At 59.1% G+C, this 22,542-nt stretch carries 22 protein-coding genes; 17 read left to right on the top strand and 5 right to left on the bottom strand.

All coding sequences use genetic code 11. The annotated features are described in order from the left end of the window. The first annotated feature begins 11 nt into the window (after positions 1-11). The 16 genes from pyrH (at position 12) to AT6N2_RS03630 (ending at position 14,941) form a co-directional block, all read left to right on the top strand. Positions 12-734: a UMP kinase gene (gene pyrH, locus AT6N2_RS03705; RefSeq protein ID WP_003502561.1), complete on the top strand. Its 723-nt coding sequence runs from the start codon at positions 12-14 to the stop codon at positions 732-734. Positions 735-796: 62 nt separating this feature from the next. Beyond that, complete coding sequence (gene frr, locus AT6N2_RS03700) at positions 797-1,354, top strand: ribosome recycling factor (protein ID WP_004441558.1); 558 nt, start codon at positions 797-799, stop codon at positions 1,352-1,354. 65 nt (positions 1,355-1,419) lie between these two features. Then, positions 1,420-2,163, top strand: a complete 744-nt coding sequence (locus AT6N2_RS03695; protein WP_063949143.1) for an isoprenyl transferase — start codon at positions 1,420-1,422, stop codon at positions 2,161-2,163. Continuing rightward, positions 2,163-2,996: a phosphatidate cytidylyltransferase gene (locus tag AT6N2_RS03690; protein ID WP_209088563.1), complete on the top strand. Its 834-nt coding sequence runs from the start codon at positions 2,163-2,165 to the stop codon at positions 2,994-2,996. The genes AT6N2_RS03695 and AT6N2_RS03690 overlap by 1 nt, the downstream gene beginning before the upstream one ends. A gap of 49 nt (positions 2,997-3,045) precedes the next feature. Further along, complete coding sequence (rseP, locus tag AT6N2_RS03685) at positions 3,046-4,167, top strand: RIP metalloprotease RseP (RefSeq protein ID WP_209089606.1); 1,122 nt, start codon at positions 3,046-3,048, stop codon at positions 4,165-4,167. Between the two features lie 199 nt (positions 4,168-4,366). Further along, positions 4,367-6,691 (top strand): outer membrane protein assembly factor BamA, encoded by a 2,325-nt coding sequence (bamA, locus tag AT6N2_RS03680; RefSeq protein WP_209088560.1) that lies wholly within the window; start codon positions 4,367-4,369, stop codon positions 6,689-6,691. Between the two features lie 49 nt (positions 6,692-6,740). Continuing rightward, the gene (gene lpxD / locus AT6N2_RS03675) at positions 6,741-7,808 is read left to right on the top strand and encodes a UDP-3-O-(3-hydroxymyristoyl)glucosamine N-acyltransferase (RefSeq protein WP_209088557.1); all 1,068 of its coding nucleotides are present in this window, start codon (positions 6,741-6,743) and stop codon (positions 7,806-7,808) included. Then, entirely contained in the window at positions 7,801-8,268 is a 468-nt protein-coding gene (fabZ, locus tag AT6N2_RS03670) for a 3-hydroxyacyl-ACP dehydratase FabZ (RefSeq protein WP_063949060.1), read from the top strand. Before lpxD ends, fabZ begins: the two co-directional genes overlap by 8 nt. Next, on the top strand, positions 8,265-9,080 hold the full coding sequence (lpxA, locus tag AT6N2_RS03665) for an acyl-ACP--UDP-N-acetylglucosamine O-acyltransferase (RefSeq protein WP_209088554.1): 816 nt from the start codon (positions 8,265-8,267) through the stop codon (positions 9,078-9,080). Before fabZ ends, lpxA begins: the two co-directional genes overlap by 4 nt. A gap of 3 nt (positions 9,081-9,083) precedes the next feature. Next, positions 9,084-9,956: an LpxI family protein gene (locus AT6N2_RS03660; RefSeq protein ID WP_209088551.1), complete on the top strand. Its 873-nt coding sequence runs from the start codon at positions 9,084-9,086 to the stop codon at positions 9,954-9,956. Positions 9,957-9,960: 4 nt separating this feature from the next. After that, positions 9,961-11,145 (top strand): lipid-A-disaccharide synthase, encoded by a 1,185-nt coding sequence (lpxB, locus tag AT6N2_RS03655; RefSeq protein WP_209088548.1) that lies wholly within the window; start codon positions 9,961-9,963, stop codon positions 11,143-11,145. Between the two features lie 176 nt (positions 11,146-11,321). Then, on the top strand, positions 11,322-12,032 hold the full coding sequence (locus AT6N2_RS03650) for a GntR family transcriptional regulator (protein WP_144574536.1): 711 nt from the start codon (positions 11,322-11,324) through the stop codon (positions 12,030-12,032). Positions 12,033-12,038: 6 nt separating this feature from the next. Then, positions 12,039-12,824, top strand: a complete 786-nt coding sequence (locus AT6N2_RS03645; protein ID WP_063949055.1) for a transporter substrate-binding domain-containing protein — start codon at positions 12,039-12,041, stop codon at positions 12,822-12,824. 77 nt (positions 12,825-12,901) lie between these two features. After that, positions 12,902-13,573 carry an amino acid ABC transporter permease gene (locus AT6N2_RS03640; RefSeq protein ID WP_209088545.1) on the top strand — a complete coding sequence of 224 codons (672 nt, stop codon included), beginning with the start codon at positions 12,902-12,904 and terminating at the stop codon, positions 13,571-13,573. Continuing rightward, positions 13,570-14,229, top strand: coding sequence for an amino acid ABC transporter permease (locus AT6N2_RS03635; RefSeq protein ID WP_144574530.1), 660 nt, complete (start codon positions 13,570-13,572; stop codon positions 14,227-14,229). Before AT6N2_RS03640 ends, AT6N2_RS03635 begins: the two co-directional genes overlap by 4 nt. Further along, a complete protein-coding gene (locus AT6N2_RS03630; protein WP_144574525.1) occupies positions 14,207-14,941 on the top strand; it encodes an amino acid ABC transporter ATP-binding protein in 735 nt (244 codons plus the stop codon). The genes AT6N2_RS03635 and AT6N2_RS03630 overlap by 23 nt, the downstream gene beginning before the upstream one ends. 74 nt (positions 14,942-15,015) lie before the next feature. Here AT6N2_RS03630 and gltA read toward each other — a convergent pair whose 3' ends face one another. Further along, complete coding sequence (gene gltA, locus AT6N2_RS03625; protein WP_063949051.1) at positions 15,016-16,305, bottom strand: citrate synthase; 1,290 nt, start codon at positions 16,303-16,305, stop codon at positions 15,016-15,018. A gap of 262 nt (positions 16,306-16,567) precedes the next feature. On the opposite strand from gltA, the gene AT6N2_RS03620 reads away from it, so the two are divergent. Continuing rightward, positions 16,568-19,030, top strand: a complete 2,463-nt coding sequence (locus AT6N2_RS03620) for a ComEC/Rec2 family competence protein (protein WP_209088542.1) — start codon at positions 16,568-16,570, stop codon at positions 19,028-19,030. Between the two features lie 19 nt (positions 19,031-19,049). On the opposite strand, the gene AT6N2_RS03615 is transcribed toward AT6N2_RS03620, so the two are convergent. The 4 genes from AT6N2_RS03615 to AT6N2_RS03600 form a co-directional block, all read right to left on the bottom strand. Further along, the gene (locus tag AT6N2_RS03615; protein ID WP_209088539.1) at positions 19,050-19,727 is read right to left on the bottom strand and encodes a glutathione S-transferase family protein; all 678 of its coding nucleotides are present in this window, start codon (positions 19,725-19,727) and stop codon (positions 19,050-19,052) included. 257 nt (positions 19,728-19,984) lie between these two features. Beyond that, complete coding sequence (gene lexA, locus AT6N2_RS03610; protein ID WP_209088536.1) at positions 19,985-20,707, bottom strand: transcriptional repressor LexA; 723 nt, start codon at positions 20,705-20,707, stop codon at positions 19,985-19,987. Positions 20,708-20,931: 224 nt separating this feature from the next. After that, on the bottom strand, positions 20,932-21,777 hold the full coding sequence (gene purU, locus AT6N2_RS03605; protein WP_149741409.1) for a formyltetrahydrofolate deformylase: 846 nt from the start codon (positions 21,775-21,777) through the stop codon (positions 20,932-20,934). Between the two features lie 113 nt (positions 21,778-21,890). Continuing rightward, positions 21,891-22,535 carry an ABC transporter ATP-binding protein gene (locus AT6N2_RS03600; RefSeq protein ID WP_425292733.1) on the bottom strand — a complete coding sequence of 215 codons (645 nt, stop codon included), beginning with the start codon at positions 22,533-22,535 and terminating at the stop codon, positions 21,891-21,893. Positions 22,536-22,542: the final 7 nt, after the last annotated feature.

Genomic DNA, 22,542 nt, shown 5'->3' with positions numbered 1-22,542 from the left:
GAGGAGTCATGATGTCTTCCAAGCCGATCTACAAACGCGTTCTTCTCAAGGCTTCCGGCGAAGCCCTCATGGGTGATCAGGGTTTCGGTATCGATGTGGCGGTGGCCGACCGTATTGCCTCCGATATCGCCGAGGCGAGGGCGATGGGCGTTGAAGTCGGCGTGGTCGTCGGCGGCGGTAATATTTTCCGCGGCGTTGCCGTGGCATCCAAGGGGGGCGACCGCGTCACCGGCGACCATATGGGCATGCTGGCAACCGTGATCAATGCACTGGCGCTCGCAACCTCGCTGCGAAAGCTGAGCATCGATACCGTGGTTCTCTCGGCAATCGCCATGCCTGAGATCTGTGAGAGTTTCTCCCAACGTGCTGCCCTCCATCACCTGGCCCAGGGCCGCGTGGTGATCTTTGCCGGCGGCACGGGGAACCCGTTCTTCACCACCGATTCTGCTGCTGCGCTGCGCGCGGCCGAAATGGGCGCCGAGGCGATCTTCAAGGGCACCCAGGTGGATGGCATCTATTCCGCCGATCCGAAGAAGGACCCGACAGCGACCCGTTTCGACGAGCTGACCCATAGCGAAGTGCTCGGCAAAGGGCTCGCCGTCATGGATATCGCCGCGGTGGCGCTTGCCCGCGAAAACCACATCCCGATCATTGTTTTCTCGATCCATGAGAAGGGCGGTTTTGCACAGATATTGACCGGCGGCGGCCGCAAGACCATCGTGCACGACAAGTAATCCAAAACGATGCCGCCCTTGAGGGCGAATACGGCCGCTGGCCGACAAGATGGAGTATCAAGATGAGTGGTGTTGACCTCAACGATATCAAGCGCCGTATGGATGGCGCCATCAATGCATTCAAGAGCGATATCGCGTCGCTGCGCACCGGCCGCGCGTCGGCCAATATTCTGGACCCGGTCACCGTTGATGCCTACGGCTCGCGCGTGCCGCTCAACCAGGTGGCCAACATCACCGTTCCCGAGCCGCGCATGCTCGGCGTCAATATCTGGGACAAGTCGATGGTCAATGCCGTGGACCGCGCCATCCGCGAATCCAACCTCGGCCTCAACCCCATCGTTGACGGCCAGAACCTCCGTATTCCGCTGCCTGAACTCAACGAAGAGCGCCGCAAATCCCTCGTCAAGGTCGCTCACGACTACGCCGAAAAGTCGAAGGTCGCTATTCGCCATGTGCGTCGTGATGGCATGGACGGTCTGAAAAAAGCCGAAAAGGATGGTGACATCGGTCAGGACGAAAGCCGTGGCCAGTCGGAAAAAGTGCAGAAAATGACCGACGACACGATTTCGGAAATTGACCGCTTGCTTGCCGAGAAGGAAAAGGAAATCATGCAGGTCTGATATCGCTTGCGATAGACGTCTGCTTTTTCCGTTTGAATTCCGCGCCGCCCTATTACTGGATCGATATGCCGACGACGACACGTTCCTCCATACCCGAGCACGTCGCCATCATCATGGATGGCAATGGCCGCTGGGCAAAGCAGCGCGGTCTTCCGCGCGTGATGGGGCATCGCCGCGGTGTGGAGGCCGTGCGCGAGACCGTGCGCGCGGCCGGCGATTGCGGCATACGTTATCTCACCCTGTTTGCCTTCTCTTCGGAAAACTGGCGCAGGCCGGAATCCGAAGTCAGTGATCTGATGGGGCTGCTGAAGGCCTTCATCCGGCGCGACCTTGCCGAGCTGCACCGCGAGAATGTGCGCGTGCGGATCATCGGTGACCGGCAGGGGCTGAAGAACGATATCCGCGCGCTTCTGGAAGAGGCGGAGCAGATGACGGCCGAAAATACCAAGCTGACGCTGGTGATCGCCTTCAACTATGGCAGCCGTGACGAGATCGCTCGCGCAACGGCGTCAATCGCGCTTGATGTTGCCGCAGGCAGGCTCGACGCCGCCTCCATCACGCCGGAAATGATTTCGTCCCGGCTCGACACATCGGGGATTCCCGATCCGGATCTGATTATCCGCACCAGTGGCGAAGAGCGTCTGTCCAACTTCCTCCTCTGGCAGGCAGCCTATTCGGAATTCCTCTTCGTGCCGGAATATTGGCCCGACTTCGACCGCCAGCGATTCTTCTCTGCAATTGAGCAATATGCAACGCGTGACCGCCGTTTCGGTGCGCTCACCGAGCAGGTTGCCGTGGCAGGTGCCTGATGAGCCGTGAACTCAGGCTCCGGATCGTTTCCGCGATCGTCATGGCCGCGGTCATCCTGGCCGCGACGTGGTATGGCGGCATCCTGTTCCGCATCGTTGCTGGTCTTCTCGCGATTCTCATCTATTACGAGTGGTCGACGATTACCCGGATGTCGGAGAGCAACCCCACCGGAAATGCCTGGGGCTGGTTTTCTGTCGCCGTCATTGCCGGCAATACGATTTTCGGTGAAGCTTCGCTGGACCTGCCGCTCTTATCCGGCTTCACGCTGACAGCGGCGTTGTTTCCGGTGCTGCGCGGCCGGAACTGGTGGCTGGTGGGCGGCATATTTTACGCGGGCCTGAGCGGCATATCGCTCGCAGCCATTCGTGGTGACGAACTGACGGGCCTCGCGTCCATCCTGTTCATCTTTGCGGTTGTCTGGTCGACGGACATTCTTGCTTACTTCGTTGGTCGCGCCATCGGCGGGCCAAAACTCGCGCCTGCCATCTCTCCGGGTAAGACATGGTCGGGCGCGATCGGCGGGGCGGTTGCGGCCATCATCGGCGGTGCATTGGTCTCCATGGCCTATCATGGTCGCATCAGCCTGCTGGTGCTGGGACTGGCGCTGATCCTTTCGATCTTCAGCCAGATTGGCGATCTCTTCGAATCCTTCGTGAAACGACGGTTTCAGGTCAAGGATTCAAGCCATCTCATTCCTGGTCATGGCGGCTTCATGGACCGTGTTGACGGTCTTGTTTTCGCCTGCTTTACGGTATTCCTCATAGCTTTCGTGCATGCGGCGGCAACCGGCGACGTGCCCGGATCGAGCGGCGGGCTGTTGCCGGGCTTCTAGGCGGCGCAAAAGGTCACGATATAAAGGGCAGATTGTCATGAACACAGTAATGGCGGCGACTGGTTTTCTGACCGGCTATATCGTGCCCTTCATCCTGGTCCTGTCCCTGCTCGTTTTTGTACATGAGATGGGCCATTATCTTGTCGGTCGGTGGTGTGGCATCCGCTCCACCGCATTCTCGGTCGGTTTTGGCCCGGAACTGGTCGGATTTACCGACAAGCGCGGCACGCGCTGGAAGATTTCCGCGATTCCGCTTGGCGGCTACGTCAAATTTTTTGGCGATGAGGATGCCGCAAGCAAGCCTGACAGTTCCGGCCTTTCTTACATGTCGCTGGAGGAGAGGGCGCAAACGCTTTCCGGCGCAAAGCTGTGGAAAAGGGCAGCGACGGTCGCTGCAGGCCCGATCGCGAATTTCATCCTCGCGATTCTCATTTTTGCAGTGCTCTTCGGCATCTATGGTCGGATGATTGCCGATCCGGTCGTTGCGGAAGTTCGTGAAAACAGTGCGGCGGCGGTTGCCGGCGTCAAGGCGGGCGACCGTCTGATTGCCATCGATGGCGAAAAGGTACTGACATTCGAGGATGTTCGCCGTTATGTCGGCATTCGTCCCGGCACGCCGATTACGGTGACTGTGGAGAGGGCAGGCGAGGAACTGACGCTGCCGATGGTTCCGACCCGCACCGAGACGACCGACCAGTTCGGTAACAAGCTCGAAATGGGCATCATCGGCATCGTCACCGACCAGACCAGCGGCAATTTCCGCCACATCGAATATTCGCCGGTCCAGGCGCTCGCCGAGGGTGTGCGTGAAACAGGTCATGTCATCACCGGCACGTTCAACTATATCGGAAACCTCGTCACCGGCCGCATGAATGCCGATCAGCTGGGTGGTCCCGTGCGGGTGGCGCAGGCATCCGGACAGATGGCGACACTCGGAATTTCCGCCGTTATCCAGCTCGCCGCGGTTCTTTCGGTATCGATCGGTCTCCTGAATTTGATGCCCGTCCCGGTTCTGGACGGCGGCCATCTCGTGTTCTACGCCATCGAGGCAATTAGAGGCCGGCCGCTCGGCGCCGGCGCGCAGGAAGTGGCGTTCCGTATCGGAATGATGATGATTTTGGGCCTTATGGTTTTTGCAACATGGAATGATATCAGCAGCTTGATTGGCTGAGGATTGTGTTTTAACGGTTTTGTTAGTCGGTTGTTTACCTTGTTTTTATGCCAAAGTGGCGAATGAGCCACTCTGGAGCACGAAGTAAACAGAATTTAACGTTCACGCTTGCTTGTAGGGGAAAAGCAGGTAAAACGACGCACATGGCCGGAGTCGGGTTCCGCCCGCTGAGGGACAACGTAAAAGGGTAAGAATTGAAATGAAGGCTGGTTCAAGATTTTTGAACGCTGTGTCGGCGGTTGCTCTGTCTGCCGGTGTTTCTTCGGTTGCGGGCCTTGGTGTGCTTGCCTCTGCTGGCGTTGCACAGGCAGCCGTCATCAGCAGAATTGACGTTCGCGGGGCCGAAAGGTCTGGTGCGGATTCGGTTCGTTCCAACATCACCATTGCGCCAGGCAAGAACTTTTCCAATTCGGACATCGATGAGTCGGTGAAGCGTCTTTACGCCACCGGTTACTTCTCGAATGTCGCCATGCGCGTTTCCGGCAGCACGCTGGTCGTGACGGTCAACGAGAACCAGCTTGTCAACCAGGTGGTGTTCAACGGCAACCGCAAGATCAAGGACGACAAGCTCGCCGGCGTCGTGCAGACCCAGCCGATGGGCCCGTTCAATCAGGCCATCGTGACGGCTGACATCGCCCGCATCAAGGACGCCTATGCTGCCATCGGTCGTAGCGATGTCGAAATCACCACGCAGACCGTGTCTGTCGGTCAGGGCCGTGTAAACATTGCTTTCGTCATCAACGAAGGTGAGCGTACGAAGATCGGCCGCATCGATTTTATTGGCAACAATGCCTACAGCGATGGTCGTCTCGCCGCCGTCATCAATACCAAGAAGTCCAACATGCTGTCGTTCCTGACGCGTAAGGACGTCTACAATGAGGACAAGCTGCGCGCCGATGAAGAGGCGCTGCGCCAGTTCTACTACAACCACGGTTATGCCGACTTCCGCGTCGTCTCTTCCGAGGCGGTCCTGGACGAGGCAAAGAACGAATACACCATCTCCATCACCGTTGACGAAGGCAAGAAGTACAACTTCGGCAACGTCGCGGTCGAATCGACCGTTCCGGGCGTCGATGGTTCCGAGCTTCAGGGTCTTGTTGAAACCCGTCAGGGTGGAAGCTACAGCGCCAAGGAAGTTCAGCAGAGCATGGAAGCGATTTCCAAGCGCGTTGCCGGTGAAGGTTATCCTTTCGCTCGTGTTACGCCGCGCGGCGACCGCGACATGTCTGGCAACACCATTGGCGTGACCTATATCGTCGATCAGGGCGAGCGCGCTTACGTCGAGCGTATCGAAATCCGCGGTAACACCCGCACGCGTGACTATGTCATCCGTCGCGAATTCGATATTTCCGAAGGCGATGCGTTCAACCAGACGGTCATTACCGCTGCAAAGCGTCGTCTCGAAGCGCTGGGTTACTTCTCGAAGGTCAATATCTCGACCGCCGGCGGCAGCGCGCCTGACCGCGTCGTGATCGTGGTTGACGTTGAAGATCAGTCGACGGGTTCGTTCGGTATCGGTGCGGGCTACTCGCAGAACGATGGCGTGCTGCTCGAAGCATCGGTCGAAGAAAAGAACTTCCTCGGTCGCGGTCAGTATATCCGTGTCGCCGCTGGTGCTGGTGAAGACGATGCGCGTACGTACTCGCTGTCCTTCACGGAGCCCTATTTCCTCGGCTACCGTCTGGCTGCCGGCTTCGACCTCTTCAAGAACCAGAGCAAGAGCGAAGACTTCTATAACTACGACGAACAGGGCTTTGCACTGCGCGTCACCGCTCCGATCACGGAAGATCTGTCGACGACATTCAAATACACCTACAAGCAGATCAATTATGACGGTAAGGGCGACTGGCAGAACAACGCCAATCTCGCAGAACCTTATCAGGCTCTGATCCGCGGTGGTGACTGGACCCAGTCGATCATTTCGAACACCTTGAACTACAACACGCTCGATGACCGCAACATGCCGCGCGAAGGCTGGCAGGCTGCGTTGACGAACGAATTTGCGGGTCTCGGTGGCGACTCCGAATACTACAAGATCTATGCCAAGGCGCGGTACTACCACACGCTGTCCGACGAGTATGACATCATCGGATCGCTGACCGGTCAGGCTGGTCATGTCATGCCGACGAATGACAATCTTCTGGTCTTCGATCAATTCAAGTTCGGCGGTCGTCAGGTTCGCGGCTTCAAGAACGATGGTATCGGTCCGCGTATCGGTTATGACTCCATCGGCGGCACGACCTATTTTGCGGCTTCTGCTGAAGTGACGGCGCCAATGCCTGGCGTTCCGGAAGACTTCGGCCTGCGTCTTGCCGGCTTCGTCGATGCCGGCACGATGTATGGCAACAAGGTCTCCACATCGCAGACCGTCAAGGACGACAACTCCATCCGCGCATCTGCCGGTATCGGTGTGATGTGGGCATCGCCTTTCGGTCCGATCCGCGTCGATTACGCCGTTCCTTTCGCCAAGGAAGACTACGACGAGGAACAGCGTTTCCGGTTTGGCATGTCCAACACTTTCTGATATCGGCAGTCCAGAACTGCAAGTTTGAACGTTCTGGAGTTTCCGGCTGATGGAATACAACGCATTTTTTCCGCCCCACGAGGGACTGCGATTGATAGACATCGCAGACCGTTTTGGGACGGAACTGTCTGATGAGGCGGCAGGTGAACGGATGATCCGATCCGTTTCGCCCGTCTATCGGGCAAAGCCCGATCAGCTCTGCTATATACTGTCGCGCAAGAATCGCGATGAATTGCAGACCTGCGAAGCAGGCGCCGTCATTTGTGACGCAGCGCTTGTCGATATGCTTCCGTCCAATATCCCCGCGCTGATATCAAAAAATCCGCACACGCTGTTTGCGCAGGTGGGTGCTCTGCTGCATCCTTCGGCGATGCGTCCGGGACCAGTCGCGCGCATGGAAGCAGAAGTTTCCCATGCCGCGCATGTCGATCCATCCGCAAAATTGGAAGAAGGCGTCATCGTCGAGGCACTTGCCGTCATCGGAGCGGGTGCCCATATCGGCGCGGGCACGCGCATCGGCCCCGGCGTGATCATTGGACAGGATGTGCGGATTGGCCGCGATTGCACCATCGCCGGTGGCGCCAGCGTGCTTGCGGCGCTCATCGGCAACAATGTGATTATCCACAACGGCGCCCGTATCGGTCAGGATGGGTTTGGTTACGCTCCCGGTCCGCGTGGCATGCTGAAGATCGTGCAGGTTGGCCGTGTCATCATTCAGGACAATGTCGAGATTGGCGCCAATACCACGATCGATCGCGGCACCATGGATGATACGGTCATCGGTGAAGGCACCAAGATCGATAATCAGGTTCAGGTCGGTCATAATGTGCGCATTGGCCGCCATTGTGGCATCGTCAGCAAGGTCGGCATTGCAGGCAGCACCCGCATCGGCGACGGTGTGATGATTGGTGGCGCGGCCGGCATCAACGGCCATATCACCATTGGCGATGGCGCGCAGATCGCCGCGATGAGCGGTGTTGTGGCCGATGTGCCGGCAGGCGCGCGTTACGGCGGAACGCCGGCGCGGCCGATGAAATATTTCCTGCGCGACATGGCCGAGATTCTGGCCCGCGCTGAAGGGCGTGATAAAAAAACAGGAGAGAAAAACAATGACTGAAGAAACGAAGACGACGCTTGGCGCGGCTGACATTCTGGAAGTCATGAAGCTTCTGCCGCATCGTTACCCATTTCTGCTGATCGACAAGATCATCGAAATCGACGGCAACAATTCGGCAATCGGCATCAAGAACGTCACGGTCAATGAACCGCATTTTACCGGTCACTTCCCAGACCGTCCGATCATGCCGGGCGTTTTGATCGTCGAAGCCATGGCCCAGACGGCCGGCGCCATTTGCGCGCGCAGCCAGGGTGAGGGCGGCTATCTGGTCTACTTCATGACGATCGACAATGCGCGTTTCCGCAAGCCAGTGGTTCCCGGCGACCGCCTCGAAATCCACGTCACCAAGCAGCGTCAGCGCGGCAATGTATTTAAATTCCATTGTGAGGCGAAGGTGGACGGCGCGCTGGTGGCGGAGGCCGATGTGGGCGCCATGATGATCCCCGAGGACCAGCAATGAGCACGATTGCGGCTTCGGCCAGGATTCACCCGAGCGCGGTCGTTGAGGACGGCGCGGTGATCGGTGAAAGCGTTGTCATCGGCCCGCTTGCCTATGTCGGTCCGAAGGTGACGCTGCATGACGGTGTGAGGCTGCACAACCATGCCGTGGTGTCCGGTCTGACGGTGATCGGCCGCGATTCGGTCATTCATCCTATGGCGGTTATTGGCGGAACGCCGCAGGCGGTTCGTCATGATGGTTCTGAGACGACGCTGGAGATCGGCGAGCGGTGCATCATGCGCGAAGGCGTGACGATGAACGCCGGAAGCTCCGACGGCAGCAGCAAGACCATCATCGGTGACGACAACCTGTTCCTCGCCAATTCGCATGTGGCGCATGATTGCCGCCTGGGCAGCCACATCATCCTGTCCAACAATGTCATGCTGGCGGGACATGTGACGATTGAAGATCGCGCGATTCTGGGCGGTGGTTGCGCCGTGCACCAGTTCACGCGTATCGGCCGGCAGGCCTTTATCGGCGGGCTCTCCGCTGTCAATTACGACGTGATTCCCTATGGCATGCTGAACGGGAATCCGGGGATTCTTGGTGGCCTCAACGTCGTCGGCATGACACGCGCCGGCATCGAGCGCGCCGACATCCATAAGGTCCGGCGCGTTTACAAGGCCATTTTCGAAGCGGATGGCCCCATCCGCGCCAATGCGGCAGCCATTGACCGTAACGATTATCTGGATTGCCCGCAGGCGCTTGAAGTCATCGATTTCATTGGCGCAGGCACCGATCGCGCGATTTCGTCGCCCAACCGGGGCAAGTGAGCCGTGACAGGCGGCGGGCGTCTTGCCATCGTGGCAGGCAGCGGCCAGTTGCCGCTTTATGTGGCAACTGCCGCCCGTGAGATGGGGGAAAATCCCTTCATCGTCCGCCTGCGCGATGATTCCAGTTTCGACTGGAGTGGCTTCGATAATGCCGTGATCAGCGTCGGCGATGTCGCGGGACTTGGCCGCCTTCTGAAAGAAAATCGGGTCGACCGCGTGGTGCTGTCGGGCGGCGTTGCCCGGCGTCCCGAATGGCGGGAAATCCGGCCGACGGTCGGCATTCTGCTCAAATTGCCCTCGATCGTGAAAACGCTTCTATCCGGCGGTGACGATGCCGTCCTGCAGATGGTCATCAAGATCATCGGTACGCTCGGTGCAGACGTCATCGGCGCCCATGAGATAGCACCGGGCCTTTTGGCCTCCCTGGGTCCTTTGGCGGCGCAGGAGCCTACCGGGGATGATCTGCGGGATATTCGCAAGGCGGCCGAGGCGGCACTTGCGCTCGGCAAGCTCGATGTGGGGCAGGGTGCGGTCTCCGTTGGTGGCCGCATTGTTGCACTCGAAGGCGTTGAGGGCACCGATGCCATGCTGTCGCGCGTTGCGGACCTGCGCGCCGAAGGCCGAATATCCCCACGCCGCAGAGGCGTGCTCGTAAAACTCTGCAAACCGCAGCAGGATGTGCGCGCCGATCTTCCCACCATCGGCATCGAGACGGTGGAAAATGCCCGAAAAGCCGGATTGGCCGGGATCGCCGTCGAAGCCGGACGCGCGCTCGTGCTGGATCGCGAAGCGATGTTGAAAGCAGCCGACGAGGCAGGCATATTCGTCTGCGGTATCGATACGTCACTCGGCGGAGACATGATGGGGAAGGCCTGATCGGATGACGGCAGTGTTGAAAGTGGCAGTCGTTGCCGGTGAGGTGTCTGGCGATCTCCTTGGTGCCGATCTTATCCGGGCGCTCAAGATGCAATATAACGGGCCTGTCGAGCTGGTCGGGGTTGGCGGTGAGGCTCTGGAGGCGCAGGGCCTGGTTTCCCTGTTCGACTACTCCGAGCTTTCCATCATGGGTTTCACCCAGGTTCTGAAAAAGCTGCCGAAGCTGATCGCCCGCATCAACCAGACCGCCGCGGCGATTGCCGCCGCGAAACCGGATGTGCTGCTGATCATTGACAGCCCGGATTTCACGCACCGCGTTGCCAAGAAGGTGCGCAAGCAGCTGCCCGATCTTCCGGTGGTGAATTACGTCTGTCCCAGCGTCTGGGCATGGAAGGAATATCGCGCCACGGCGATGCTGTCTTATGTGGATCACGTGCTCGCGCTGCTGCCCTTCGAGCCGGAGGCGATGCGACGTCTTGGCGGGCCGCCAACCACCTTTGTCGGCCATCGCCTGAGCGTCGATTCCGATGTCCTGGCGGTGCGTCAGAAGCGGGCGGGGCGCGCTCTTCCGGAGGCGGGCCAGCCGAAGACCATTCTTCTCCTCCCGGGATCTCGGTCTACGGAGACGACGCGGCTGATGGAGCCGTTTCTGGAGGCAGCGAAAGCCTTTGTGAAACGCAATGGCCCGGCGCGTTTCCTGCTGCCGACCGTGCCGCGGCAGGAACAGCGCATCCGCGATATGGCGGCGACATGGCCAGAGGATATCAGGCCGCAGATCGGCGTCGACTCCGCATTTAAATGGAATGCCTTTGCTGAAGCCGATGCGGCCATCGCCGCGTCAGGCACGGTTATCCTGGAATTGGCGCTTGCGGGGGTGCCAACCATTTCGGTCTACAAGACAGACTGGATTTTCACCATGCTGAGCAAGCGGGTGAAGACCTGGACGGGCGCCCTGCCGAATCTGATTGCTGACTACGCCATCGTGCCTGAGTATTTCAACGAGGTCGTCAGGGCTGGGTCCATGCTGCGCTGGGCCGAACGTCTGTCGTCGAATACAATCGAACGGCAGGCGATGCTTGAAGGTTATGCGCTGGTACAACAGCGTTTGCACACCGAGGTCCCACCGGGAGAAACCAGCGCGCGCATCGTTCTTGATGTTTTGAAAAGCAAGACCGGCCGCCAAGCCTGATCCATTCAGGAGCGAATTCCCGCCAGCGAGAATTAGAGCTTGCTACAATGCTAACGATCAAGGCAGATGTGGATACCGCCGTGGCGCATCTGATCACGAGCGCAGCAGTCGAGCGTTCCGTCAAGTCTAAAAAGGGTTAGATCCACGTCTGGCACACCTCTTGCATTCAATCTTGTATGCAAGATAGCCATACATCCGAAAGCGCCCAGAGCGCGGTAGAAGACGCCATCATCTCGGGCATTCTTTCGGCGCGCATCCGTCCGGGCACCCGCCTCAGCGAGAACCAGCTCGCAAGCCTCTTTAGCGTCTCGCGCACCCGTATTCGTGAGGCGATGATGCGGCTGGAAACCCGCGGCATCGTCACTGTCAGCCCGCGCCGTGGCTGGTTTGTCGTGGAGCCTTCTGCCGAAGAATCCATCAAAGTCTATGAAGCGCGGCGGGTCATCGAATATGGCCTGTTACGCAATCTTTCGGGCATCAGCGGCGAAGGTCTCAAAATCCTCGCCGATCATCTGGATGAGGAGAAAGCAGCGATCGCCAAGGGTGATCGCCAGCGACTGACCTGCCTGATGGGCGATTTCCACATTCGCATTGCGGAAATCGCGGGCAATGAGATCATCATCGACGTGCTGCGTGACCTCACGGCTAGGACCATTCTCATCTCCATGCTCTACCAGTCCGATTTCCATGCGCAGCAATCGCATGACGGGCACTGCCGCATTTTCGAGGCACTGAAGGCGGCTGATTTCCACGCCGCCGCCGAACTCGCCATCCGCCATCTCGATGAAGTTGAAACGGGTCTCGATCTCACCCGCAGGCCGGACCCGCTCTACGAGCTGCGCAATTCCCTTTCACTGCAACCGCTTTCCCCAAGCCCCAAGGAGTAACCTCCCATGTTTTCAAGACGTTCATTGCTTGCCATTGCCGCGATCTCGGCAACGATCGGTTTTGGGCCCGTAGCCTTTGCCGATGCACTCAGTGACATCACCTCCCGCGGCACGATCCGTGTCGCCGTCCCGCAGGACTTTCCGCCCTTCGGCAGCGTCGGCACGGACATGGCGCCCCAGGGCTACGATATCGACGTTGCCAATCTGATCGGCGAGAAGCTCGGCGTAAAGGTCGAACTCGTGCCGGTCACCAGCGCCAACCGCGTTCCCTATCTGCAGACCAACAAGGTCGACCTCGTCATTTCGAGCCTCGGCAAGAACCCGGACCGTGAAAAGGTCATCGACTTCTCCACCGCCTATGCGCCCTTTTATAATGGCGTCTTTGCGCCGGACTCTGTCGCCGTTACCAAGGCGGAAGATTTGGCCGGCAAGACCGTCGGTGTCACCCGCGGCGCTGTCGAGGATCTGGAACTGACCAAGATTGCACCCGCCGATACGACCATCAAGCGCTACGAAGACAACAACGGCACGATCTCCGCTTTCCTTGCCGGGCAGGTTGAAGCAGTCGCCACCGGCAACGTCGTCGCCGCCGCCATTCTCGCAAAGAACCCGCCGAAGCGGCCCGAACTGAAGTTCCTGATCAAGAATTCGCCCTGCTTTATCGGCCTCAACAAGGAACAGCCGGCCCTTCTTGAAAAGGTGAACAGCATCATCGCCACCGCAAAGACCGATGGGTCGCTGAACACCATCGCCCAGAAGTGGCTGAAAACCGATCTTCCGAAGGATCTCTGACCAACCGTGACAAAGCTGCGCCGGTCGGGCCGATCCTGCCTGGCGCACGCCTTGTCTTCCCCGAAAGGATACATCGGGTGAAATACACGTTCGATTTTGGATGGCTCCTCGACTATTATCCCCAGATCGCCAAGGGTATCGGCGTCACGCTGGAATTGATCGCCGTCGGCGGCGTTCTTGGCATCGCTCTTGGCATATTCTGCGCCTGGGTGCGTGCGCTTGGGCCAAAATGGCTGCGGCCGCCGGTCGCGACCTATGTGGAGCTCATTCGCAATACGCCGTTTCTCATACAATTGTTTTTCATCTTTTTCGGCCTGCCATCGCTTGGCCTGCAATTGTCGGAGCTGAGCGCTGCCAATATCGCCATGGTCGTCAATCTCGGGGCCTATAGCTGCGAGATCATACGCGCGGGCATTCAGGCGACGCCCAAGGGCCAGTTCGAGGCCGGCGCGAGCCTTGCCATGACCCGTTTCGAAACTTTCCGGCATGTGGTGCTGGTGCCGTCGTTGCAACGCATCTGGCCGGCGCTTTCCTCGCAGGTGGTGATCGTCATGCTCGGATCGTCGGTCGTCTCGCAGATCGCTGCCGAGGACCTGACCTTCGCGGCCAACTTCATCCAGTCGCGTACCTTCCGCGCCTTCGAGGCCTACATGGTTTCCACCCTCATCTATCTCGTGCTCGCCATTCTTCTCCGGCAGGTGCTGGTCATCGGCGGCAACGTCATCTTTCCGCGCAGGAGTGTCCGATGATCGAATTCTCCACCTGGGATATTCTCAGAAATCTGCTCCTTGCCACGCGCTGGACCGTGCTTCTCTCGCTCGTCTCCTTCGTCGGCGGTGGTCTGGTGGCGCTCCTTCTGCTCTTCATGCGTATTTCCCGAAAAAAATCGATGCGGGCCTTCGCTCGTTATTACGTCGAGCTTTTTCAGGGCACGCCGCTTCTGATGCAGCTGTTCATCGCCTTTTTTGGCCTCGGCCTGTTCGGCATCGATGTGCCCGCCTGGCTCGCGGCAGGCCTCACTCTGATCCTGTGGGCGGCGGCCTTCCTCACGGAAATCTGGCGCGGCTGCGTCGAATCCGTTGCCAAAGGACAGTGGGAGGCCTCGGCAAGCCTAGCCATGGGGCGTCTGCAACAGATGCGTTATGTCATCCTGCCCCAGGCCATGCGGGTCGCCATTCCGCCAACCGTCGGTTTCTTCGTGCAGGTCATCAAGGGAACGGCCGTGACCTCGATCATCGGTTTTGTCGAACTGTCCAAGGCGGGCACCGTGGTCACCAACGCCACCTTCCAGCCCTTCACCGTTTATGGCCTCGTCGCCCTCATCTATTTCGCGCTGTGCTGGCCTCTGTCGAAGAGCAGCCAGATCCTGGAAAGGAAGCTCAATGTCGCTCATCGAAATCACTGAAGTCCGTAAAAGCTATGGAAGCAACGAGGTTCTGAAGGGCATCAATCTCGATGTGGAGCCGGGTGAAGTCATCGCCATCATCGGCAAGAGCGGTTCTGGAAAGTCGACCCTGCTTCGCTGCATCAACGGGCTGGAGACGATTTCGGCTGGTTCCATATCGGTCGCCGGCGCGCAGCTTCTCGATGATGATCTGCATCTGAAAGCCCTGCGGCTGAAGGTCGGCATGATCTTCCAGCAGTTCAACCTTTTTCCGCACCAGACCGTTGGCGGCAACGTCATGCTGTCGCAGACCGTAGTGAAGAAGACACCCAAACCGGAAGCGGAAGCCGTCGCCCGCAAGATGCTGGAACGGGTGGGTCTGGCTCATAAATTCGATGCCTATCCCGATGAACTATCAGGCGGTCAGCAGCAGCGCGTCGCCATTGCCCGCGCGCTCGCCATGCAGCCGATCGCCCTGCTATGCGACGAGATCACCTCGGCACTCGATCCCGAGTTGGTCTCGGAGGTGCTGGCGGTGGTGCGTGAATTGGCCAGTGAAGGCATGACGTTGTTGATGGTAACACATGAAATGAAATTCGCGCGCGACGTCTGCTCCCGCGTCGTCTTCATGCACGAGGGCAGGGTCCATGAAATCGGCCCACCGGAAGAGGTGTTCTCCAATCCCGCGACCCCTGAACTCAAGCAGTTTCTCGGTGTCGCCGCACGCCACTGAGAACCATCAGGACGAACAAGAAAAAGGCCGGAGGTGAAAACCTGCCGGCCTTTGCTGTTGGTTGGTTTCGCTGCTTAGCGCTTGGAAACCGGAACGTAATCGCGCTTGCCGGCGCCCGTGTAGAGCTGGCGCGGACGACCGATACGCTGCTGCGGATCTTCGATCATTTCGTTCCACTGCGCGATCCAGCCAACGGTGCGGGCAAGGGCGAAGAGAACGGTAAACATGGTCGTGGGGAAGCCGAGCGCCTTCAGCGTGATGCCGGAATAGAAGTCGACATTCGGGTAAAGCTTCTTCTCGACGAAGTAAGGGTCGGAAAGGGCAATCTTTTCCAGTTCCAGCGCGACCTGCATGATCGGATCGTCGGAGTTGCCGGTAGCTTCCAGCACCTCATACATCGTCTTCTGCATGATCTTGGCGCGCGGGTCGTAGTTCTTGTAGACGCGGTGGCCAAAGCCCATCAGGCGGAACGGGTCGTTCTTGTCCTTGGCGCGGGCGATATATTCCGGAATACGGTCAACCGTGCCGATTTCGTTGAGCATGTTGAGCGCCGCTTCATTGGCGCCGCCGTGAGCCGGACCCCAGAGGCAGGCGATGCCAGCCGCGATACAGGCGAACGGGTTTGCACCCGAAGAACCGGCAAGACGCACCGTGGAGGTGGAGGCGTTCTGCTCGTGATCGGCATGCAGGATGAAGATGCGGTCCATGGCACGTGCCAGAACCGGATCGACCTTGTAGTCCTCGCACGGTACGGCAAAGCACATGTGCAGGAAGTTGGAGGCGTAATCCAGATCGTTCTTCGGGTAAACGAAGGGCTGGCCGATATGATACTTGTAGGCCATGGCGGCGATCGTCGGCATCTTGGCGATCATGCGCAGGGAAGCGACCATGCGCTGGTGCGGATCGGTGATGTCGGTCGAGTCGTGGTAGAAAGCCGAGAGAGCGCCGACCGTGCCGCACATGACGGCCATCGGATGCGCATCGCGACGGTAGCCGGTGAAAAAGCGGCTCATCTGCTCGTGCACCATGGTGTGGCGCGTGACGCGGGTGTCGAAGTCCTTCTTCTGCGCAGCCGTCGGCAGTTCGCCGTACAGCAGCAGATAGCAGGTTTCCAGGAAGTCGCCCTGTTCGGCCAGCTGCTCGATCGGGAAGCCGCGATGCAGCAGCACGCCCTCGTCACCATCGATATAGGTGATCTTGGATTCGCAGGAGGCTGTCGACGTGAAACCCGGGTCGTAGGTGAAGGAGCCGGTGTTCTTATACAGCGTGGCGATATCGACGACGCTCGGCCCGATCGTGCCTTCCCTGACAGGGAGTTCGACCTGTTTGTCGCCAAGTGTCACTGTAGCGCTTTTTTCCGTCATACTGATCCTCCGAAAACATGCGGGTGGGGGCGTTTGGATGCGCCCCGCGGTTAAGCGTCTACCGATTAGCTATATGATCCTGTCGCAGATGCCAAGCTATCCAAAGGTCAAATTGTGCATTGCGGCAAAGGTGAACGCCTTGCTTTTGGCCTTGTGATTGGCAGCAATTCAATCTCGGTCAACGCAGAGTTAAAGGAAAGCATTGCAATACCGGCAGTCCATCTGCAAACCTGTCTTCAGTGCGGCAGGGGCGCGGCCCAGAATGCTTGGTCAAGGTGAAAAAGAGCATTTCGGATATGTCAAAACGCTGCAGGGAGATACCCCCGGCACGGTGGATATCCTGGCGCCGCTGCGGCGCTCAGGCGCCGTTCCGACCGCTGTTGTGCCGGCCTTGGTTGACGTGGCGGCGCGGAACATTTCCGTTTCTCAAAAACTTGCCGCATGGCTGACGGAAGAACGCGCATTCGGTCACGATTTCCTCTTTGTACCCGTCTTCATCGGCTGCGGGGCAATCCTGTGGTTTTCTCTTGGGACCACGCCTTCCTTGCCGCTTCTGATCGTCGCGATTTTGGTCGCGGCCCCCTTGGCGCTGCTAACCAGATATCGCCTTGATGCCGGGTCAAGGGTTTGCAGCGTTGTCGCGCTGATGTTGCTCGGCATGCTTTTTGCGGAACTGGAAACCCGCCGCGCCGCGACTGTCCTTCTGGACACGCCGGTGACCACGACGGTTACCGGGAAGGTCGTCCGGCGTGAGGTGGATGCGCGGGGTGACTGGCGATATCTCGTCGAGCTCCACTCCACTGAAGCACCATCACTTACGCGTTCGCCGGGGAGGGTGTCGCTTCTCGCGCGTGGTGGCGGCGAACCCATGCCGATAGGCGCGATCATTCGCGGCAAGGCGCGGCTCTCTCCGCCGTCCGGACCGGCTCTGCCGGGATTGAACGATTTCGCCTTTTCATCCTATTTCCGCGGTATCGGAGCGACAGGCTTCTTTTACCAGCCGCCCCAGCCGTTGGCGATGGCGAACCTTGGGGCTGAGGGTTGGCTGGAGATGGCCGACATGTGGCTCTATCGCCTGCGCGCCGCCATCGCCGAGCGCATTCGCACGACGATCGGAGGCGACGCGGGTGCCTTCGCCGCCTCCATCGTCACCGATGAGCGACAGGCCATATCGCCGGAGACAATGGAGGCGTTGCGGGTGTCGGGGCTTGCCCATATCGTCGCCATATCCGGGCTCAACATGGCCCTGGCGTCAGGCATCTTCTTTGTGGGCATGAGGATGGGGTTCAGCCTGTTTCCGGCCTTTGCCCAGCGATGGCCAGTCAAGAAGATATCCGCCTTCGCAGCGCTCGTCATGACGCTATGCTACTATCTGATCTCCGGCTTTGCGGTTTCAGCAGAACGGGCCTGGCTGATGATGTCGATCATGCTGGTCGCGGTGCTCTTTGACCAGCCGTCGCTCAGCCTCAGAAACGTCGCGCTTTCCGCTCTCATTGTTCTCGCGCTCTCGCCCTCCGAAGTGATGGGGCCAAGCTTTCAGATGTCTTTTGCGGCGACAATCGCGCTTGTTTCCGCCTACGCCGCCTGGAGCCGCCGGCGTAGTGGTCGCGAGCGTCTTTATATGGGAAGAAAGCCCAGCTGGATCACGGTCGCGCAGATGGCAGGCGCTGTGATGGCGGGCGTCATCACGACGTCGCTGATTGGCGGGCTTTCGACGGCAATCTATTCCGCCGAACATTTCCAACGTGTCACCACCTATGGACTTTTCGCCAATCTTGCCGCGACGCCGCTGATGTCGCTGATTGTGATGCCCTTCGGTCTGATCGCCATGCTGCTGATGCCGTTCGGGCTCGACGCGCCATTTCTGAAGGTGATGGGCTATGGCATGGCGATGGTCATCGAGGTCGCGGACGAAGTTGCGTCCTGGGGCGGAAGCGCAGCGACCGGACGCCCGCATGGCTGGTTCATCGGTATCGCCTCGGCCGGCTTTCTGCTGCTCACCCTGTTGCGCAGCCGCCTGGCGCTCTTGGGCATCCCGCCTCTGCTGCTTGCCTTCGGGCTCTCGGCAACGACATTTCAACGCGATCTGCCGGATCTCCTCGTTCATGAAGATGGCTCGCTGGTGGCGCTTCTTGCCGATGAGAAGGTTTACACGACGAGAACCCGACCCCATGGCTTTATTTATGACCAGTGGCAGAGGGCGCTGCTGCTTGCCAAGACACCGCAGGCGCCGGTTATTCTGCAGCGGGACCGGCCAGAGACGTTTACCAAAAAAGCAAAGCTGTCGCAGGAGGAGTTGAGATCCGCCGCACGCGAGATGGCGGTTGCGCTGAAAGCGGGAACGCCGGGCGTTTTCACCTGCAAGCGGGGTCGCTGGTGCGTGGCGCAGGCACAGAGCGGCGAATGGATCATCGTGCTGGAGGAAGGGCGTCTGGCTGGAAAGGCATGTGACATCGCCGACGTCGTCATTGTTTCCCAGAGAACCTCGTTTTCACACTGCCGCTCAGGCGCGCTGCTTCTCAATCGAGACATCTTGCGGCGCATTGGTTCGGTGGAGATCAAGTTCGCGTCAGCCAATCAGCCGGGCGTCGTCGAGAAACTGCGCGCTTCGACCGCAGGCATGAACCGGCCTTGGAGCGAACATCGATATTACGATTGGAAATCTGGTCGCTACGAGCATGAGCTACCGGAAACGATCACGCGTCTGCTGGCGGCGTCGCAATGATTGCCGCCGGCAAAGCGTCTCAAGCCTTCGCGCGCAGATCCGCAGTCAACTTACCGATGCTGGCGATTTCGTCTTCATGCGCCGGGTCCCGCCACATTTCTTTCAGGCCTGCCTCATACCACTCGCGCATGGCGGGCAGGGCGAGCAGGCGCTCGCAATAGGCCTTTGCTGCGGGGGAAAGATCCGCACCGTAAGTCTGGAAACGGAATGCCACGGGGCAGAAGAAGGCGTCCACTGCCGTGAACTTCTGGCCGGCGAGATAAGGACCACCGAAGGTCGAAAGGCCTTCGCTCCACAAAACATCGATACGCTTGATATCAGCTGCCAGCCCGGCATCACCACCCTTTGGCGTGACACGAATGCCGACCGACATGGGGTAGAGATTGCGCAGCGACGAAAATCCAGCATGCATTTCGCTTGCCGCCGAACGCGACCAGGCTCTGGCCTGCTTGTCGCTTGCCCAGACCCCTTGATGACGCTCGGCGAGATATTCCGCGATCGACAGCGATTCCCAGACCGTCACACCCTCATCGACGAGGCAGGGGACCTTGCCGGTGGGAGAAAAAGTGGAAAATGAGACGCCTTCGCCAAAGGGAACGAGTTTCTCTTCAAAGGCAATACCGAGCGTGCGCATCAACACCCATGGCCGCAGCGACCAGGAGGAGTAGTTCTTGTTTGCGATATAAAGATCGTACATGGCGTGTCTCCTGACTATGTCGCGGTTTTTATACCAGCGACGTTGCGGCGAATATCGCAAAGAATCCATCGCACTCATAAAGCCCGTTGATGGGTGAACGACATCCAGGCCGAATTCGTGCCTTGACCCTTTCAAAAGCACCTTCATCGCTTCAAAAGAAAAAAAGCGCATCAATCCACCGGAATGACGCGCCATTCATCTTGAAGGCTAGATATGTCTTGCCAATCGATCCGGTTTTATCCGGACCGGCGGCGGCATCAATGATAGCGCCGGATAAGCCCCACCAGCTTGCCCTGAATTTTCACCCGATCAGGCCCAAAAATGCGGGTCTCGTAGGCCGGGTTTGCAGCCTCCAGCGCGATGGACGCGCCCTTGCGGCGGAACCGCTTCAGCGTCGCCTCCTCATCGTCCACCAGCGCCACAACGATATCGCCCGGATTGGCCGTATTGCCATTGCGGATGATGACCGTATCGCCATCGAAAATGCCGGCCTCGATCATCGAATCGCCCTTGACCTCAAGCGCGTAATGTTCGCCTGAGCCTAGCATGTCCATTGGAACGGCCACGTCATGTGTATTGTTCTGAATGGCCGAGATCGGCACACCGGCAGCGATCCGGCCCATGACAGGTACGGTCGCCGCACCTGCAATGTCGTTTGCGGGTGCCTTGGGAGCAGGGGGCGGCTCCGGCGTTTTCGGTTTGCCGAGACTGCCTTCGATAACGCTCGGTGAGAAGCCGCGCTGCGGCCTTGCGCCCGGCGTATAGGCCTCCGGAAGCTTGATGACCTCGAGCGCTCGCGCCCTGTTGGGTAGCCGGCGAATAAAGCCGCGCTCTTCGAGCGCCGTGATCAGCCGGTGGATGCCGGATTTGGAAGCAAGATCGAGTGCATCCTTCATTTCATCGAAGGAGGGCGGCACGCCGGACTCTTTCATTCGCTCATGAATGAAGAGAAGCAATTCCTGCTGTTTGCGCGTGAGCATGAGGAAAACACCCTTGAGAATCGTCGTTGGAGTCGCGAAACAAATACAGAACGAACACTATATGTTCCATATGTGTTCCGCAATCCCCTAAAATCTGGTTAAGCTCCGCTCGGATTTACATTTTGCAAATTGGAGGTAACCAAAGCTCCAGAAGTCGTTCCCAGGCGAGGCCCCGACGCGTCCCATTCGTTCGGCGTTTCAGGCAAGGGGTAGATCGGGCTGTGCTATCGCGCGAAAACGACCGTCTTGTTCTTGTTGAGAAGCACCCGGTCCTCAAGGTGCCATGAGACCGCCCGGGCCAACACGCGTCGCTCGATGTCGCGTCCCTTGCGGACCAGCTCATCCGGTGTATCGGCGTGGCTGACCGGCTCGACGTCCTGGCAGATGATCGGCCCTTCATCGAGATCGCGGGTGACGTAATGGGCCGTTGCACCGATCATTTTGACGCCCCTCTCATGGGCTTGGTGATAGGGCTTTGCGCCTTTGAAACCAGGCAGAAAGGAGTGATGAATGTTGATGCAGCGCCCGGATAAGTATTCGGAGAAGTTGTCCGACAGGATCTGCATGTAGCGGGCAAGAACGACGAGTTCGGTGCCCGTTTCTTCGATGATGTCCTTGATGCGTGTTTCCTGTTCGGCCTTGTTGTCTTTTGTCACCGGCAGGTGATGGTACTTTATACCGCCCATCAGCGTGAGGTTCAGGGCCTCGCGGGGGTGGTTGCCGACGATGCCGACGATCTCGGCATTCAATTCGCCGATGCGGTGGCGATAGAGAAGATCGCCGAGGCAGTGGTCGAAGCGGGAAACGAGCAGCAGCAGCTTGCGCGGCGCACCTGCTGGACGCAGCGTGGCGTCGAGAGCGAAGCGATCGATCTCCTCGGCAAGTCCATTGCGAAAGCCTGCCTCGTCGCCGGCCATGGAGAAGGCGACACGCATGAAAAACATGCCCGTTTCATGGTCGTCGAATTGTTGAGCTTCATAAATATCGCCGCCATGCTGTGCGATGCGGCCCGAGACCGCAGCGACAATTCCGCTTCTGTTGGGGCAGCGTAGCGTCAGGACGTAATTCATCTAAAGCCTCCTGGAAGATGGAGTTGCGGTTGGACTGCTGTCATAGCGGCGCCCACGCGGAGCCACGCCCCGTTTCCACGGGGCCGAGCGTCAGCACGAAGCGGTCGCGGATTTCACTGGATGGCGTGTTCGCCCGGCCCGAGATAACTCGCCATCAGAGCGGGATCGACGGCGAGTTCGGAAGCTGGGCCTGAGCGGCGCACTTCACCAAGTTCGACGAGATAAGCTTCGTCGGCAATTTCGAGCGCGGCGCGGGCATTCTGCTCGACCAACAGGATGGAGACACCGGTTTGACGCAGGTCGGCGACGATACGCAGGATTTCGGCGACAATCAGCGGTGCAAGTCCAAGGCTCGGCTCATCGAGAAGCAGCAGTCTCGGCCGGCTCATCAACGCCCGCGCGAGCGCCAGCATCTGCCTTTCGCCGCCGGACAGTGTTCCGGCGAGCTGCTTGCGGCGTTCGCGAAGGCGCGGGAAGAGTGTGTAAACAGCATCGCGTGTCTCGTCGCGCTCCTGACGGGAACGCAGGAAACCGCCAAGTTCGATATTGTCCTCAACCGTCATCGAGCCGAATAATTCTCGCCTTTCCGGCACGAGGCAAAGGCCGGCGGCAACGCGGCCCTCGATTGTCTCGGGCACCGGCGCGCCGTCGTAAAGAATGGTCCCGCGCGAAGGCACGACACCCATGATGGCGTTCAGCAGCGTGGTTTTGCCCGCTCCGTTCGCCCCGATGACCGTGACGATGCTGCCCGATGTCATGGATAGC

This window comes from Agrobacterium tumefaciens, assembly GCF_017726655.1.
Lineage (GTDB): Bacteria > Pseudomonadota > Alphaproteobacteria > Rhizobiales > Rhizobiaceae > Agrobacterium > Agrobacterium tumefaciens_B.
This window is presented reverse-complemented; position numbering and strand designations above follow the sequence as displayed.

Bases quoted from the DNA above. Each gene is read 5' to 3' on its own strand.
- AT6N2_RS03635 (WP_144574530.1), top strand. From the start codon at position 13,570: ATGATCGAATTCTCCACCTGGGATATTCTCAGAAATCTGCTCCTTGCC.
- AT6N2_RS03695 (WP_063949143.1), top strand. From the start codon at position 1,420: ATGCCGACGACGACACGTTCCTCCATACCCGAGCACGTCGCCATCATC.
- AT6N2_RS03620 (WP_209088542.1), top strand. From the start codon at position 16,568: ATGCTTGGTCAAGGTGAAAAAGAGCATTTCGGATATGTCAAAACGCTG.
- pyrH (WP_003502561.1), top strand. From the start codon at position 12: ATGTCTTCCAAGCCGATCTACAAACGCGTTCTTCTCAAGGCTTCCGGC.
- AT6N2_RS03650 (WP_144574536.1), top strand. From the start codon at position 11,322: ATGCAAGATAGCCATACATCCGAAAGCGCCCAGAGCGCGGTAGAAGAC.
- AT6N2_RS03600 (WP_425292733.1), bottom strand. From the start codon at position 22,535: ATGACATCGGGCAGCATCGTCACGGTCATCGGGGCGAACGGAGCGGGC.
- AT6N2_RS03690 (WP_209088563.1), top strand. From the start codon at position 2,163: ATGAGCCGTGAACTCAGGCTCCGGATCGTTTCCGCGATCGTCATGGCC.
- bamA (WP_209088560.1), top strand. From the start codon at position 4,367: ATGAAGGCTGGTTCAAGATTTTTGAACGCTGTGTCGGCGGTTGCTCTG.
- lexA (WP_209088536.1), bottom strand. From the start codon at position 20,707: ATGCTCACGCGCAAACAGCAGGAATTGCTTCTCTTCATTCATGAGCGA.
- gltA (WP_063949051.1), bottom strand. From the start codon at position 16,305: ATGACGGAAAAAAGCGCTACAGTGACACTTGGCGACAAACAGGTCGAA.
- AT6N2_RS03615 (WP_209088539.1), bottom strand. From the start codon at position 19,727: ATGTACGATCTTTATATCGCAAACAAGAACTACTCCTCCTGGTCGCTG.
- rseP (WP_209089606.1), top strand. From the start codon at position 3,046: ATGGCGGCGACTGGTTTTCTGACCGGCTATATCGTGCCCTTCATCCTG.
- fabZ (WP_063949060.1), top strand. From the start codon at position 7,801: ATGACTGAAGAAACGAAGACGACGCTTGGCGCGGCTGACATTCTGGAA.
- AT6N2_RS03645 (WP_063949055.1), top strand. From the start codon at position 12,039: ATGTTTTCAAGACGTTCATTGCTTGCCATTGCCGCGATCTCGGCAACG.
- purU (WP_149741409.1), bottom strand. From the start codon at position 21,777: ATGAATTACGTCCTGACGCTACGCTGCCCCAACAGAAGCGGAATTGTC.
- lpxA (WP_209088554.1), top strand. From the start codon at position 8,265: ATGAGCACGATTGCGGCTTCGGCCAGGATTCACCCGAGCGCGGTCGTT.
- AT6N2_RS03630 (WP_144574525.1), top strand. From the start codon at position 14,207: ATGTCGCTCATCGAAATCACTGAAGTCCGTAAAAGCTATGGAAGCAAC.
- frr (WP_004441558.1), top strand. From the start codon at position 797: ATGAGTGGTGTTGACCTCAACGATATCAAGCGCCGTATGGATGGCGCC.
- lpxB (WP_209088548.1), top strand. From the start codon at position 9,961: ATGACGGCAGTGTTGAAAGTGGCAGTCGTTGCCGGTGAGGTGTCTGGC.
- lpxD (WP_209088557.1), top strand. From the start codon at position 6,741: ATGGAATACAACGCATTTTTTCCGCCCCACGAGGGACTGCGATTGATA.